We start from the raw sequence: 15,855 nt of genomic DNA, 5'->3' as shown, positions 1-15,855 counted from the left end.
CAGTGGATGCAACAGGGGGCGTACCGGTTGATACGTTGCCCGTTTCTTCATCTTTGATAAAGAAACTCAGGATTTTACGGCCAATCGATTTGTCTGGTTCTGGCATAGTTGTCTGTCGTTTTCGTGAAAGACGTAGCAATTTTACGAGGTTCTGTGCGATCCCACACCATGCGTTTAAGCCGAACGGTTGCGGGACTTGACAAAATGTTGTAGGACGGGCCGAACTATTTCAGCCACCGTTCCATCTTATCCCGAAACTTCTCCACTTTCGGTTCCGAGACGAGGTGAATGTACAAATTATACGGATTATGGCGATAATAGTCCTGATGGTACGTCTCAGCGGGGTAAAAGGCACTAAATGGAATAACCTGCGTAACAATCGGTGCTTTATGATGAGCCTGCTCCCGGCGAATAGCTAATTCGATCCGTGTTTTTTCAGCTGGTGTGCGGTAGAAGACCACCGAGCGATAATGCTTCCCGACATCTGGGCCTTGTCGATTGAGCTGCGTGGGATCATGACCAGCGAAAAATGCATCCAGCAGTACGTCGTAAGAGAGCACGTTCGGATCGTAATAAATCTGTACCGTTTCCGCATGGCCGGTCTGGTCTGTGCCGACCTGCTCATAAGTCGGGTATTCCAGATCGCCACCTGCATACCCGGAGATGGCCTCCCGAACGCCTTTCAGCGATTTCATTTCTTCCTGTACAGCCCAGAAACAACCACCCGCTACGGTTGCCACGGCTTCACCCGGACGTAATGCTGGTAGTTTAGCCGGATTAATATCTATAGTTGTATTGGTCGGTTTATCGGATGGCTGCTGATTACAACCAGTTGATAAGCCGATAAAAAAGCCCCAGAATAAGAATTGAAGAAACAATTTCATTGATGTACTGCTACGTTGAAATAACACAAAATCGCAGCAGTAGGTTATCGGACCTTTGCTTAACGTAACGAAGCTCATCCGCGTTACGTAGTATCTGGCTACCTTTGCCTACCAGACGATCATCGACCGACGACTTATGAGTTTAACTACGTTAGGGCTTGAATTACCTACTGACCCCCGCTGGGTGAACATCGCCGAAATGAACATTGGTGAGATCCTGATCGATCATGCCTACTGCGAGCAGAAAGCGGCTTCGTCCTGTATTTCGCTCATCGTACAGTATTCCGATAAGGAAGAATTGGTAGAAGTTCTGACGCCGGTTGTGGCCGAAGAGTGGGGGCATTTTCAGCGGGTCCTGAAAGAGCTTCGTAAACGCAATATTCCCCTCGGTCGGCAGCGAAAAGACGAATACGTCAATCAGCTACGTTCCCGGCTACGTCGTTCTATTGGCGATCAGAAAGAACAGTTGATGGACAATTTGCTGATGAATGCGCTGATTGAAGCCCGAAGCTGCGAACGGTTCAAACTGCTCTCCGAACATATTGCCGACGAAGGTTTGCAGAAATTCTACCGCGAACTCATGATTTCGGAAGCAGGTCATTACCGGAATTTCATCGAACTCGCCGAAACGTACCTACCCGCCGAGCGCGTTCGGGAACGGTGGAAGGAGTTTCTGGCCGTCGAAGCCGATATTATGGCCAATCTGGAAGTTCGTGGCGATCGGATGCATTGATGAATGCCTATTCTTTGCATTCGAGTAAAATTTATAACGCGTAAGCTTCATCAGAAGTCCGTTCATGTGATAATCTGAGCTGATACATCGTTTTCTGCTATTTTCGCCGTTATAGACAGACAACCCCTTCCTACATGCCTGAGAAGCCTACAGATCTACCTCCTTTCGCCCGCACCTGGACTCAGCTTTACGCTATTGTTGTTGGTAGCTTACTTGCTGAAATCGTGTTGTTTTATGTTCTAATGCGCTGGCTGTCATGAGTGTTCTGGATTGGAGCGTATTAGCACTGACCTTACTGGGTATTATTGTTTATGGCGTAGTCAGGAGCCGGGGAAGCCATAGCATGGACGATTATCTGCTGGCTGGTCAGTCGTTACCCTGGTATCACGTAGGACTCTCGGTAATGGCGACGCAAGCCAGCGCTATTACGTTTCTGTCGGCACCGGGGCAGGGTTTTGCCGATGGAATGCGGTTTGTGCAGTTTTACTTCGGCCTGCCACTGGCGATGGTTGTGCTGTCCGTTACGTTCGTACCGATTTTTCATAAGCTGAAGATTTTCACGGCTTATGAATTTCTCGAAAGCCGGTTTGATGTCCGGGTTCGAACGCTCACATCGGGTTTATTTCTGTTGCAGCGGGGCCTTTCAACGGGTCTATCAATTTATGCGCCAGCCATTATACTCTCCACTATTCTGGGCTGGAACATCTACTGGACCAACCTGTTAATGGGCGGAATTGTCCTAGTGTACACCGTTACGGGCGGTACTAGAGCGATCTCCTATACACATTTGCAGCAAATGGCAATTGTTACGTTCGCGATGGCTGTGGCTGGTTATCTGACGGTTAAAATGCTGCCCGAAAGCGTTGGTTTTGTGGATGCATTGCACGTAGCCGGGAAAGCTGGCCGCATGAATCTGATCGATCTTAACTTTGATCCGAACAGTCGATATAATTTGTGGTCGGGACTGATCGGCGGTTTTTTTCTTCAGCTCTCTTACTTCGGTACCGACCAGTCGCAGGTGGCCAGATATCTAACGGGCGAAAGCATCAGTCAGAGTCGTTTGGGGCTGCTCATGAATGGCCTTCTGAAAGTGCCAATGCAGTTTCTGATTTTATTAGTTGGTGTGCTGGTATTTGTGTTTTATCAGTTCAATCCCTCACCAACGTTCTTCAACAAGCAGGAAACCGAACGTCTAAAGCAAAGTCCGTATGCCCGCGAATATCAGCTTGCTGAAATAAAACACCAGAACCTAGTTACGCAGCGGCAACGCGCCGTCATTGACATGCAGGCGGCTTTAAAAACGAACGATGAAGCCGGTCAGGAAGCCGCAGGCACAATTCTTCGCGAAACGGACGACGCGCTGAAAGCTGTTAAAACGGACGTAACGAAGCTTATCCAGAAAAATAACCCGTCGGCGGATACCAACGACGTGAATTATGTATTTCTGCGCTTTGTCCTGGATTATTTACCACATGGACTGATTGGTCTGCTGATTGCGGTCATTTTCAGTGCATCGATGGGGTCAATTGCATCGGCTTATAATTCGTTGGCGTCTACGACGGTGATCGACGTTTATAAGCGGCTCATTCGGCGGGAGGGAAGCGATCAGCACTACCTGGATGTATCTCGCTGGGCCACAATTGGATGGGGTATTTTCTGCATCATCGTCGCGCAGTTTGCTACGCAGCTGGGAAGCATGATTGAGGCCGTTAATATCCTGGGGTCACTCTTTTACGGTGTTATTCTGGGCGTTTTCGTCGTCGCATTTTACGTCAGGTCGATTGGTGGACGTGCTACGTTCTGGGCCGCTATTGTTTCCGAAGTTCTGGTTGTTGCAAGCTGGTATTGGGAACTGACCGCCTTTCTGTGGCTGAACGTAATTGGATGCCTGCTCGTCGTTGGAATCGCCTGGGTATTGCAGCGAGCGGTGTATCGTTAAGGAATGTCTTCGGGGAACGTAGCAATAAGACTGGAAAACGGAATGAAGAGCGATTTCGCTACGTTGTTTGCCGCTAATAATCTTACGTTATCGAAACAAGCCGGGAATATCCACTAACCAGGCAATAAGAAGAGTTAACAAAAACAGTGCGCTCATGAACAGGACCAGCCAATCAGGTTTTCGGGGTTTTTCGTCGAATGGGTTTGGTGGTTTATTCTGATCATTACCGCGCCTGAAACGTATTGGTGGTAGAAAAGGAGAATACAGATGAAGATGTGTAGCGCAAGTCATACCGGTAGAATTTTCCTGATAATTCTCTGAATATCTTCATCAAAGTTGACCTTTGGGAATTAGTATCCACTGAAAAACTCCTTAGAATCTGCTTAGAGTGATATAATCAATGCGGTAGTTCGATACTGAACAGAGTAGATTGGCCTTGTTCAGAGCTAACCGAGATACGTCCTTTATGCAATCGGACAATACGTTCTACCAGCGATAAGCCTATCCCATATCCGCGTACATCAGCCGTCTGGCGGCTTCGATAAAACGGCTCAAAAATGTAAGGTAGTTCGTCGGCCTGAATAGGCTGTCCCTGGTTCTGAACACTAATTTTCAGAGTGTGCTGCTCAAAATAGACTTGAATCAATGCGCGGCCATCATTAGAAAACTTGCAGGCATTCTCGGTTAAGTTTTTAAGGGCTGTCTTCAACAATGCCTTGTTTCCACGAATAGATGCCTGATCGGGATCGTCGGGTAGGGGGCCGAATTTAATCGTTACCTTATAGCGCGGACTGAGGGCATTCACCTCGTCCTGGATATCCCACACAAGCTCATCCATACGTACCACCTGCGTTAACAATTCTTCTGCATTGTCCTGATTCAGCTGCGAGAGCTGCAGCAATTCATGGGTTAAGCTCGAAAGGTCCCGAATGTCTTCCAGTACCGAATGAATGGTTTGCTTATAGGTCTCCGGATCGCGCTGTTTTAACAGGCTAACCTCTAACTGTGAGCTGATCTGGGTAAGCGGATTTTTTAGTTCATGCGATACGTTGGCGACAAACATTCGCTGTAATTGAAATGATTCCGTGATACGGTCCAGCAAACGATTGATGGTGACCGACAATCGGCGTATTTCGTCATCGTCGCGATCTATCGGTAAACGCTCGGCCTGATTATGGGGAAAAATACGACTGACAGTCTGGTCAATCTGTTGCATTGGGCGCAGGGCGTCGCCAGCAAAAAGCCAGCCAGAGAAAGCCGTAATGCTGGCAATCAGGCAGTACAAGCCAATCAATGACCATAGAAGACTCCGTAAGAATTGATTTCCGTAGGTATTAATTGCACTTGCCATAACAACGTACTGTCCGGAAGTGGTTGTGAATCGAATGCCTGAAAAGGAATACCCATCCAGCTGAAAATCTTTCCTGTTGTTCTGTCGAATCTTGGCCAAAACGGATTTAGGAGCCGTTATTGGAATGTCTTCCTGCGAAACAAAAATGACGGAGTCGCGGCCGTCGAATATGGTAATTTTCTGATTAGGCAATTGATCTTTACGTAGCTGCCCCAGTTGTCGTATAAGTTGAGCATCCAGCCGATACCGGATCAACATATTCCCTGCTGTGTTGGCTTTACGTTCGAGACGACGGTAAAAATCAGACGAGGTAAAGTACCAGCAAAAGGCGTAAATGCTCACAAAAGCCAGAAGTAAAATACTGGAAACCAGGGCCGTGAAACGTATCGTCAGACGGTTGCGGATGGTCATGTTTTTGAAAGGCATTTCACTTTTTATGTATCCGTCTTACCTTACTCTTCTTTGAGGATGTACCCCATGCCAAAGTGCGTGTGAATCAGCTTTTTAGGGAAACCTCTGTCCATTTTTTTGCGCAGATAATTAATATAAACTTCCACTACGTTGGTGCCCGTATCGAAATTCTGATCCCATACGTGTTCGGCAATGGCGGGTTTTGACAGGACACGGCCCTGATTCCGCATCAGGAATTCCAGCAGGGCAAACTCACGAGCGGTCAGATCGATTGGCTGCCCGTCGCGTGTAACGGTTTTTGCGTCCAGATTCATTTCAACCCCACCGTAACGTAGCGCCTGGTAGGTCATGGCTACCTGTGTGCTACGTTTCGTCAGGGATCGTACTCGGGCCAGCAGTTCAGAAAAATGGAATGGTTTTGTCAGATACTGATCAGCACCCGAGTCGAAGCCAGAAATTTTATCGTCCACTTCGCCCATCGCGGTTAGTAACAAGATAGGCGTTGTTAACCCCTCCGAACGTAGTTGCCGACAAAGTTCGAATCCATTTAAGCCTGGTAATATAACATCGGAGATGATGGCCGCGTAGTTATTTTTAAGCGCTAACCGTTTGGCAATCAGCCCATCGTAGGCAATATCGACTTCGAACTGACTTTCTTCCAGCCCTTGTTGAATAGCCTGCAATGTTTTGAATTCGTCTTCGACAACCAGGAGTTTCATAATAAGGGCTTGCGTAAGCAAAATAAAACGAGTGAATCAATTAGATAACCCTTTAAACGGATTCTGGTTATCCAGCGCCGGAAGCAGGTTGATTTTCAGGGTCTAATGAAATTCTAAGGTTTATCTAAGCCCATCCTTATAGCCCGGCCTGTACTTTACCGGAAATGAGCATGTTGTAAATGCTTGTCTTATCAACAGATCCAGGTCGAGGCAATTATTATCCGCTGACGTACCACGATCACAAACCGGCAAATACATGGCTGTTTTCTTCATCGCTGCCCTTTTAGTCAGTGCGGTAGCCGTTATGAGCTATTTGACCCATGCCTGGTTCGGATGCCAGTCGTCAAACATGGGTCAAATGCCGCCCTATTACCGAAAACTAATGGATCGTTTTGAAAGAGAACGAGAGACTGAATCGCTCAAGGCTTCATCCAAAACACCTGACAACGCTTATCCTGACGAAACCGTCAAATGAGATCAAGCATCGTAACAGAACGCTACGTTTTTGCCGGGCAGGATCAGACCGAAACCATTGTTTCGTCAAGACACTCCAACAGCCTTTCAACATCGCTTTGACGAGCAAGTCTGTACCGCGCAAACGATACACCAGAACCGACTTTCAGGGTATAAGCCCAGTTGGGTAATTGCCGAAACATGTCTTCGTCAGTTGTGTCATCGCCAATGCTGACAATAAAATCATAAGCCGTTTGCTCATATAACTTCTGGGCGATAGTACCTTTACTATGTTGTGCCGCTTTTACTTCTACAACTTTATTCCCCTGAATAACCGTCAGCTTGGTGGAGGTTGGTGTGCTACGTAAGCGCGTGGCTAATTCAACCGCTTTCCCTTCGATGTCGTCGGTCTGAACCATGCGGTAATGCCAGGCAATTGCCGTTTCTTTTTCTTCGATAAACGAGCCGCTATGCGCATCACTGTATTCGCGCATAGTGGCTCGGATAGACTCAAGCCAGTCCTGATCGGATAGGTCGAGCTGTTGCCAGGTTTGATTCGCTCTCTTTATGAAGGCGCCGTGTTCGGCAACCAGGGTAACGGGAAGCCCCCGGAAGGTGTTTTCCAGAAACGATCGGTTTCGTCCGCTTATAATGACCAGGTCGCTCTGTTCGGCTAATCGGTGTAAGACTGGTCGCATTGTTTCGGATAAGTGCGCTTTGGCCGGGTCACTGACAATTGGAGCAAGTGTGCCGTCAAAATCAATCAGCAGCAACCGACGATTCGCCTGTTGATACGCTTCCAGAAAATCCGGCACGGGCATGTTGGTTTCCAGAATTGGGTTTTCCATCGTTTGGGTAAAAGCCGCCAGAAAATCACTGCTCCACCGAAATACGTTGTGGTTCTGAATGTGCTGACGCATTGGTTTCATGCGTTGGGCCTGCTCCTCAGGCTGCATTTCCAGAGCTTGTCTGATGGCCGATGCTACTTCCTGGGTGTCGGTTGGGTTGATAATCAGCGCATCGGGTAACTCCTGAGCGGCTCCCGCCAGTTCGCTTAGAATTAATACCCCCTGATTGTCGTGACGGCTGGCTACAAACTCTTTACAAACCAGGTTCATGCCATCGCGAATAGGCGTAATGAGTGCTACGTCGCAGCCGGTATACAAAGCTAACAGCTCGGTAAATGTTAACGACATATAGGAATAAACAACTGGGTGCCAACCAATTGTACCAAATAAACCGTTGATACGTCCTACCGTTTCTTCAATTTCCCGTTTGATCTCCTGATAATGCCCGATTTTGTCTCTTGAGGGCACCACCGTCATAACAAACGTTACTTTGTCGTGCCATTCGGGATGCTGGGTCAGAAAACGTTCATATCCCTGGAGCCGATACGTAATGCCTTTGGCGTAATCGAGCCGGTCAACCGAAAAAATAATTTTGTCCTGATGCAGTAGACGCTGATACTCTTCCCGGGTATTTATAACAGCCTGACTCTGACTGGTCTCGTCAAACTTCGTGAAATCAATGCTGATCGGGAAATTACCGACTAACACCGATCGATTGTCCAATATAACCCGTCCATTGATAACCGGTAGGCTCAGTACTTCCGAGACATTACGGAAAAAATGCTGTACGTAGTCGCTTGTGTGAAAGCCAACAATATCGGCGCCCAGAATTCCCGTAAGAAGGGCCTGCCGCCAAGCACGGGGCAAAAGCTTAATGATTTCGTAAGTAGGAAAGGGAATGTGAAAAAAGTAGCCGATACTGGCGTCCGGAACCGCCTGCCGAATCATATCAGGCAGGAGCATCAACTGCGAATCATGAATCCAGATCAGATCGCCAGGTTCGATAATCGAGGCTACTTCTTGCAGAAAACGCGTATTGACCTGTTGATAAGCCTCAAAATAATTATCCTGAAACGAAGCGTACGAAGGAAAATAGTGAAACAGGGGCCAGATCAAGTCATTACAGAAACCTTCGTAGAAAGCCTGGTGTACATCGTCGTCGACAAAGACCGGATGGGCCACGAAATTCTCATTTTCAAAAACAGACTGGTGAATATCTTTCAGGCTGTTATCGCAGTGGCCTACCCAATGTATCTTGGGCGCATGGCTACCAGCAGTCTGGCCCATTTGCTCAGCCATGGAGAGAACGGCCGAAACAAGTCCGCCCGAGTTCTGAAAAAGGGAAAGTCCGTCCTGTGTTTTTTTGATGCTAAATGGTAATCGATAGGCTACTATAATTAGACGTTTAAATGTTTCATCAAGATTGCTCATGTATTTTTTGTGCCCTAAAATAGAGCGTGGTCTTATAACAAAAGACGGGTAGTTCGCTTAAAATGGCCTTAAGTAATACTTAGAAAGTTCTTAGAAACCGATCACCTGAGTAAGGTTCTGTTTAAACACAAGTAAGCTTTGTTACCCTTTGAGAAGAAAATCACGACAAATCCGGTACGTGAGCCAGCTGCCAAAAGCAAGCCATCTGTACTACGTTCGTACGGTATCAAAAGCGATTCAGGAGATAGTTACCGTTGGATAAAAGCCAGATGAAATAATTGCTTGGGGAATTGGTTTCCAAGAACTTAGAAGAAGACAAAAGCGGAAACTATACCTGGCGCGCTATCTTTTTACTACTTACTCTCATGTCTACTAAACCCACTCACTTTAATCTCGACATTCCAAACTTTGGGAAAGTACCCGTTGAAGTCAAGCCCACTCAGGGACGGCCTCATCCGGATGATATCACTCACCGTCCTCCCGACAAGAGCAATCGTGATCATGATGATTTGCGCCTGCGGTTCAAAAATGATCGGATTGAGTTGGTTACTGACCCTAAAAGTGGAATGCGCCAGTATGCTGTTCGACGTCAGAAAATCGTTACGTTAACCCCGCTATTATATGACCGGTTGACACGCGATGATCTTGAGTCAAATGATCCGCTCAGTATTTTTACCCGACCCGATGGCCTGTATCCATCTATAGAGCTGTTATCGCTTAAAAGGGACAGAGCCAACCGAATTATTCGAAGCGACTGTCCTGATCCGGAAGGTGAGGGAGCTCAGTTGCAATACACTATTCTGCTGGACTGGGAAGAAGCTGGTAAGGAACACGAAACGCCCCCGTTTTCAGAGTTGGAATTACGTGATAAAGAAGGAAACAGCATTGTGCTCGACTCGCAGGAGAATAACTACCTGGTGGTTTGTGACAGAACGGGCGATCCGAATAATCCGCCCGCCCGCCCACCCGCTGGTATCGTTGGGCCATTAAACAAACAACCCAGCGATTTCAGGCCTGCTACGAGTTGCGATGTTGCTCATTATGAGCAGTATAGTGACCAGGATAATGGTTTGGCCGTGGCGGTGATGGATACGGGCCTTAAATTTAATCTGCTCAATCAGGGTGAAGAAGATGAATGGCCGCCTTATACGTATCGGGATGCTGATGGTCAGGAACGGCGATTCATACTATCGTATCAGAATCAGTCTGATCCCGATTGTGAAAGCAACATGGCTGACAATCATCTCGGGTACTGCGCGTTGCTATCGTACCGTGAGCAAAGCTTCATCAATGCAATGCCACTCCTGTCGAACGCGAACCCCGTGATGCCGTGCACGAATGTTAACGTAATGAACAGCCCTTTCGATGATTTTCGGCTTTTTGAGAACCCTGCTGATAAAGAAAGTATGCTGGCTGCCCGGCATGGTACAGCCATTACGGCAATCATTCAGCAAAATGGCGATGAGGCACCTGTGCTGCCTGTTAAAGTATTCGACAACATCGGTTTTGCTACGTTGTTCGACGTATTAAACGGGTTTAACTACATATTAAGGCGCTGCAAATCCTCAAAGATACGCGTTGTGAATACCAGCTGGATTTTTGGTCAGGATAATGAGCTGGTGAAACGGAAAATAGAGGCTTTACTGAAGGCAGGAGTACTTGTGGTAGCGGCAGCAGGCAATGAAGGCCAGACCCAAAACCGGAATTTAGATAATGAGCCGGTATATCCGGCTTGTTATAGCGAAGATTTTCCTAATGTAATAGCGGTTACCTCGGTCCGGAAAACGTATTTTAAGCAGGATATTCTTGCCCCAAAGCAAGACTCTGTTATTGGGAAAGCACTGGCGAAAGCGATTGATTTCGGATTGTTTAATTTCCTGGAAGGTGCCGACGACGTAATTGGGGCTGTTCTTCCAACCGCCGGATACGTAGCAGTAGAGAACTATTCAAAGCGATACGTCAATGTTGGCGTTGTCAGTACATTTGGTTATTTTCAGAACCCGTTTCATAAAGGACCAATTCTACGGGGTAGTTCGTATGCCTGTGCCTTCGTATCGGCTTTTGTTATTCGGCAGCTACGCACGCGCCCCGATTTACTGGCTTTACTAGACTCTGGTGTAAGGGAGAAGATAGACCAGGCTCGCCAGCAGTTGCTCAAATCCATGAATGGAGAAGGGCCGGACAACAACCTGGAGAAGGAGTATTTGAAGGGAGGGTATTATCTTGACGGTTATGCAGTTGACTGATAAAAGTTGGCTTTAAACTGTCTAACTCTGGTTAGCATGGGTTATGGGTTGTTACGTAATAGTATCATAGCCTGGATATTACTGTCCGGGCTATGCTGTCATGTCCTGGCTCAGCGCCCTTCCCGTCAGAAATTACAGACTACGTTGCAACAGTTGTCTGCCCAGGCTGATTTGCGGAATCAGATTAACGCGCTGCAAACCTGGAAACAGCAATGGCAGCAGGCTGGCTATCCAACTGACTCCACCTACATCAGTGGTCTGCTGGAATTAGGATTAGCACATCTGTATCGGTATGACTATGCTCCAGCCATGCAGGAGGTGCGGCAGGCTGTACGATTGAGTCTGACCCAGCGCCCGGACGTAGCAGCCGATCAACCGGCCAAAGCGCTATATCGATTAGGTATGCTGTTGAGCGAACAGAACATGCCGGCCATTGATACATTGACACAGGCCATCAAGTGGGGGCGGGGTATCCGCTCGGCCGATCAGTGGGTCAGTTACGCTTATTTATACATGGCCTACGAATATTACTCTGCCTGCGATTTTCATCAGGCGCTGAGCTGTGTTGAGCGCGGAGAGCAGCTGGCCCTCAGTACGGGGGTTAAATCCCTGATGGTGAAGTTACTACAGGAGAAAGCAAAAGCACTGAATGAATTAGAAATGTATGGTTCTGCACGCATCGCGGCTGAACGAGCCGTAACTCTTTCCGAGCAGGACGTTTATCCGGCTGTGATTGCCAGAGCCTATCAATTGTTAGGATCAATCGCCAAAAATCAGCATCAACTTACCGATGCATTACGCTATTATCGGCGTGCGTTCGAGATTGCTCAGAAAATTCAGGATGCGTCGGCACCCAACTATGCCGTATCAGTCGGCACCATTTATCGGCTCCTCCATCAGTATGAGCAAGCCATTTCTTATTTTCAGTATGGAGTTGACAAAAACACGAATCTATATGCTAAGGCTTATTCCCTGACGCAGTTGGGGCAGACGTATCAAGACAAAAAAGAGTATGCAAAGGCTCAGCAATACTATCAGCAGGCATTAACAACGATGCCTATTGGGTTTAGCAACCGGGCTATCACGAGCCTGCCCCGCGCGCAATTGATTCAGCAGGCTGATCAAAAAGAGTATCTGCTTACACTCATACAGAACAAAGCGGATACCTGGCTTGAGTATGCTAAAGTAACTAACAATCAACAACGCTTTCAATACGCGCTGGCAACGTATCAGGTAGCCGACCGGATGATTGACTTTATGCACTGGGAGCATATAGAGCAAAAATCGAAACTTTACTGGCGCGAGAAAACGCGGGAAATGTATGAACGGGCCATTGAAACCTGCCTTCAACTGAATAATGCAGACCAGGCGTTACGTTTTTTTGAGAAAAGCCGGGCGGCTATGCTGGCTGATAAAGTAAACGAACTAGGTGCCCGGCAGAAACTCTCTCCCCAGCAGATCGAAGAAGAGCATCGGTTAGTGCAACAGGTAAGCAAACAGCAGGCTAATCTGGATACAATCACCCATAAAAACAGTCCGGCTTATAGATCCGCTCAGCTCGCTCTGGATAATGATCAGGCTGGCCTCGATAAATTTCGGAAACGGCTGGAAGCATCAAATTCTGCGTATTACGCTTATAAATACGATACTACTGTCACTTCCTTAGCCGAACTGCGACAGCATCTGAAGAAACAGAAAGCGTCGTTTGTTACGTATTTCGTGGGCGATAGTACGCTGTATGTGCTGGGCGTAACGCCAGATAAATCCCTCTTATACCGGAAGTCGCTACGTAGCTATCAGCAAAATATGCAGGCATTTATGCGGCTGCTGTCCAATCCTGATTCCATGAAGTATAAGTCTCAGCAGGATCGATTTTTGATAGTAGGCAACGGATTATACAGCCAACTGCTGGCTCCGCTTAATTTACCAACTGGCAGCGTCATTGTTTCGCCCGATGGGTCGTTTGTGCCGTTTGAAACGCTTTCCCGGCAAGCAGGCAAATCCACCTACTTGGTCTATGATTATGCATTCAGTTATACGTACTCCGCCCGTTTTCTGCTGAAGCAACGGAATGAAAACAAGGAAAAAACGAGTCCGTATACATTCCTGGGAATCGCTCCTGTTTCCTTTTCGCCTGCGCTACATCAGGTCGCGCTATCCCGTTCAGACGAATCGCTGGAACGTATTGCCGGATATTTTGATTCGCCTGAATTACTAACACGTAGTGCCGCTACGCGCCGGGCTTTTTTGAAAGAAGCCGCCCATGCCAGCGTCATTCAATTGTTTACACACGCTACGGCCGATAGTGCGGGAGCAGAGCCTCAACTCTATTTTGCCGATTCAACATTAAAACTGTCCGACCTCAATGACGGTGCTATGCCCAACGCGCAATTGGTGGTGCTGGCAGCCTGTAAAACGGGTATTGGCGCTGTTCAAAAAGGCGAAGGTGTATTTAGTTTAGCGCGTGGTTTTGCTACGTTAGGTGTTCCCAGTGTGTTAACGACGCTCTGGAGTGTTCAAAATCTGGCCACCTATGAACTGACCGAACTCTTTTATAAGTACATAAATGAAGGCCATCCGAAAGACGTGGCGCTACAGCTTGCCAAGCAGGAATGGCTCAGAAATGCCGATCAATCGAATCAAGCGCCCAACATATGGGCGGGGCTGATTATCGTGGGCGATACGCGCCCTCTCGAACGTACTGACTATGCTTTCTGGGTGACCATTGTTACGCTTCTTACCCTCCTCGGCTCAGGTATATGGATTTGGCGCGCAAAAAAAAGAAAACCTAAATTGTCAGTTTCATTGCCTCACTCAGTTTAAAGATTTCTTTCAGGCATTGCGCCGTAAGTACGGCATCTTCCAGCGCGTTATGAAAACCGTCTTCGCGGGCAAAGCCAAAATAATTCGCAATAGCCGTCAGGCTCAGGCGATCAGGGGCTTTGCGGCCGTTGGCTTTGAGCACCCGGAACGTAAAATAAGCCAACGTGTGCAGGTCGAGCAGTACGCGGGAATACGGCCACTTTAACTTCTCGTACCGGTACGCTTCTTTTAGGAAATTGATGTCGTTGATCACACTTTGCCCACAGATAATGACGTCACGCAGAAACGGGGTCCGGTCCAACTGACCTTTCGGAACCCGAATCCCCAGTTGTGTGCAGATCCATTCTTCCATTTCGGGCAATACGTCGTAAATCATGGGTGCATCCTCCAGATCAGCCAGGGATAGGTTATGAATCTTTTCGGATGATGACGAAAACGCTTCTTTGTTTTCTGGATAAACGTTGGTGAGATAGCGTCCGCGCTCGACCCAATTGTCATCGAAAAGAACAGCACCGATTTGAATAATTTCGTTGTAATCTGGCTCCGGGCCAGTCATTTCAAGATCAAGAACTAAAAAAGCCATAATGAAAAAATAACAGAGTTTACGCCAGGTGTATTCGATCCACACATTTGCTGATGTCGCTGCTCACTTGCTGAATAAACGCTAGTTGTTCATCCACTGACTGGTCTTCGGCGGGTAACGTAGTGACTTTGGTATCTGTCGGTAACGGTTCTGACTCCGTTTTGGGTGACGTAATACCTAAGCGGTGCAGACTTTCCGTCAGGGTAAACAGCGCGCGTTTGGCAGGTCGGATTAGCGTAGCCGAATAGGGTTTCGGTTCAGCAGCCGACAGCCTATCTGACGTAATGGTGGCAATGTTGGCCGATAAAATATAATTGAGCACAACGAACTGGTAAATAAGCTTTTCGTTACGTTGCTTATGCTTCGGTTCGGACAGCATACGGTCGAAAGCGGCTCCCATGTTGGCCGACGTAAAGTATACTTCTTTCCGGGCCAGTTTATACTCTTCTATGTCTATTGGGCGGCCCGCCAAACTGTCGAGGAGAAGTTGAAGGTACCGGACATTTGCCTGTAGAACAGCCTGCATGGGTTTGGTTAACTGCTCTGATTCCCATTGTGGAAAGAGTAAGTAACTCGCAATAAAGGCGATGAAGCCGCCTAGTACTGTATCAAATAAGCGCTCTTCAATGACGCCAAGGTAGTTCACTCCCAGAAAGTTGAACATAATCAGCACGAACGGCGTCAGGCAGATAACCATAACAATATAGTTGATACGTTGTGCGCTGTAGGTGCCAATCATAAACAGCGCCATAAACCCGCACTGCGCTGTTTTGTTGGGTACGAAGGCCAGAATCAAGACACCGATAATTCCACCCAGCAACGTACCGCTGATTCGTTCAATATTTCGTTGCTTGGTTAAGCTGAAAGCAGGTTTCATAATGACGGTAATTGTCAGTAAAACCCAGTAACTATGGTGTCCGTAGGAGAGCAACTGGGTTACTACGTACCCGACCAGCATGGCAATCGCGACCCGGGCAGCATGTCGGAAGGCCAATGAATTAAGCGTGAGATTATCCTTGAACGACTGAATATCAATAACCTGATGAGAAATGAAACGACCGTACTCAATATCGTCCGTACGCACTGGTCGTTTATCGGGCTTGGATAGATTATTCTGAAGCGTCGTAACGCGTTGGTTAACGGTACGCAGGCTAACCAGTATTTTCTTCAGAACGAGCGTACTGCCTTCCTGATCGCCGAGCGCGTCGATGTTCCGCTTCAGCTCAGCCAGCGACGGGGTAAGATCGACAGGTCTGTGAAAATGGACCGGCGATTGAACCGCTAATCCAATATGATCCAGTTCAATCGACAGTCGGCGGATGAGTCGAGCAATAGTGTCAAGTACGTCTGTTTTGCCGAAGCGTTCCCGAATCGACGAATAATCATAATACATGGCAATAATCTGCTCGTACAGGTCTACTACATCGGTAAATG

13 protein-coding genes are annotated in these 15,855 nt (G+C 47.6%); 6 read left to right on the top strand and 7 right to left on the bottom strand.

Annotated features, from left to right (window positions below):
* Positions 1-224: 224 nt before the first annotated feature.
* On the bottom strand, positions 225-884 hold the full coding sequence (gene msrA, locus ACOJS8_RS21935) for a peptide-methionine (S)-S-oxide reductase MsrA (protein WP_420150697.1): 660 nt from the start codon (positions 882-884) through the stop codon (positions 225-227).
* A gap of 136 nt (positions 885-1,020) precedes the next feature.
* On the opposite strand from msrA, the gene ACOJS8_RS21930 reads away from it, so the two are divergent.
* The 3 genes from ACOJS8_RS21930 (at position 1,021) to ACOJS8_RS21920 (ending at position 3,556) form a co-directional block, all read left to right on the top strand.
* The gene (locus tag ACOJS8_RS21930) at positions 1,021-1,617 is read left to right on the top strand and encodes a tRNA-(ms[2]io[6]A)-hydroxylase (protein WP_420150696.1); all 597 of its coding nucleotides are present in this window, start codon (positions 1,021-1,023) and stop codon (positions 1,615-1,617) included.
* Between the two features lie 134 nt (positions 1,618-1,751).
* Positions 1,752-1,877, top strand: a complete 126-nt coding sequence (locus tag ACOJS8_RS21925; RefSeq protein WP_420150695.1) for a hypothetical protein — start codon at positions 1,752-1,754, stop codon at positions 1,875-1,877.
* A complete protein-coding gene (locus tag ACOJS8_RS21920) occupies positions 1,874-3,556 on the top strand; it encodes a sodium:solute symporter (protein ID WP_420150694.1) in 1,683 nt (560 codons plus the stop codon). Before ACOJS8_RS21925 ends, ACOJS8_RS21920 begins: the two co-directional genes overlap by 4 nt.
* An 87-nt stretch (positions 3,557-3,643) precedes the next feature.
* Here the strand turns inward: ACOJS8_RS21920 and ACOJS8_RS21915 are convergent, their stop codons facing one another.
* The 3 genes from ACOJS8_RS21915 to ACOJS8_RS21905 form a co-directional block, all read right to left on the bottom strand.
* On the bottom strand, positions 3,644-3,847 hold the full coding sequence (locus ACOJS8_RS21915; RefSeq protein WP_420150693.1) for a hypothetical protein: 204 nt from the start codon (positions 3,845-3,847) through the stop codon (positions 3,644-3,646).
* Between the two features lie 106 nt (positions 3,848-3,953).
* Positions 3,954-5,318 (bottom strand): sensor histidine kinase, encoded by a 1,365-nt coding sequence (locus ACOJS8_RS21910; protein WP_420150692.1) that lies wholly within the window; start codon positions 5,316-5,318, stop codon positions 3,954-3,956.
* Between the two features lie 41 nt (positions 5,319-5,359).
* Complete coding sequence (locus ACOJS8_RS21905; protein WP_420150691.1) at positions 5,360-6,037, bottom strand: response regulator transcription factor; 678 nt, start codon at positions 6,035-6,037, stop codon at positions 5,360-5,362.
* 256 nt (positions 6,038-6,293) lie between these two features.
* Here ACOJS8_RS21905 and ACOJS8_RS21900 point away from each other — a divergent pair, with 256 nt between their 5' ends.
* Complete coding sequence (locus tag ACOJS8_RS21900) at positions 6,294-6,512, top strand: hypothetical protein (RefSeq protein ID WP_420150690.1); 219 nt, start codon at positions 6,294-6,296, stop codon at positions 6,510-6,512.
* A 43-nt stretch (positions 6,513-6,555) separates the two neighbouring features.
* Here ACOJS8_RS21900 and ACOJS8_RS21895 read toward each other — a convergent pair whose 3' ends face one another.
* Positions 6,556-8,769, bottom strand: coding sequence for a bifunctional alpha,alpha-trehalose-phosphate synthase (UDP-forming)/trehalose-phosphatase (locus ACOJS8_RS21895; protein WP_420150689.1), 2,214 nt, complete (start codon positions 8,767-8,769; stop codon positions 6,556-6,558).
* Positions 8,770-9,134: 365 nt separating this feature from the next.
* On the opposite strand from ACOJS8_RS21895, the gene ACOJS8_RS21890 reads away from it, so the two are divergent.
* Positions 9,135-11,015, top strand: a complete 1,881-nt coding sequence (locus ACOJS8_RS21890; protein WP_420150688.1) for a S8 family peptidase — start codon at positions 9,135-9,137, stop codon at positions 11,013-11,015.
* A 36-nt stretch (positions 11,016-11,051) separates the two neighbouring features.
* Positions 11,052-13,838 (top strand): CHAT domain-containing protein, encoded by a 2,787-nt coding sequence (locus ACOJS8_RS21885; RefSeq protein WP_420150687.1) that lies wholly within the window; start codon positions 11,052-11,054, stop codon positions 13,836-13,838.
* Here ACOJS8_RS21885 and ACOJS8_RS21880 read toward each other — a convergent pair.
* Entirely contained in the window at positions 13,804-14,421 is a 618-nt protein-coding gene (locus ACOJS8_RS21880; protein ID WP_420150686.1) for an exonuclease domain-containing protein, read from the bottom strand. The two genes, ACOJS8_RS21885 and ACOJS8_RS21880, sit on opposite strands and share 35 nt — an antisense overlap.
* A 19-nt stretch (positions 14,422-14,440) precedes the next feature.
* Positions 14,441-15,855: FUSC family protein (locus ACOJS8_RS21875; protein WP_420150685.1), on the bottom strand; the 1,415-nt coding region annotated here is incomplete at its 5' end.

Source organism: Spirosoma sp. (assembly GCF_048594605.1).
Classification (GTDB): Bacteria; Bacteroidota; Bacteroidia; order Cytophagales; family Spirosomataceae; genus Spirosoma.
Note: the sequence above shows the minus strand (reverse complement) of the source record. Positions and strands in the feature narration are given on the sequence as shown.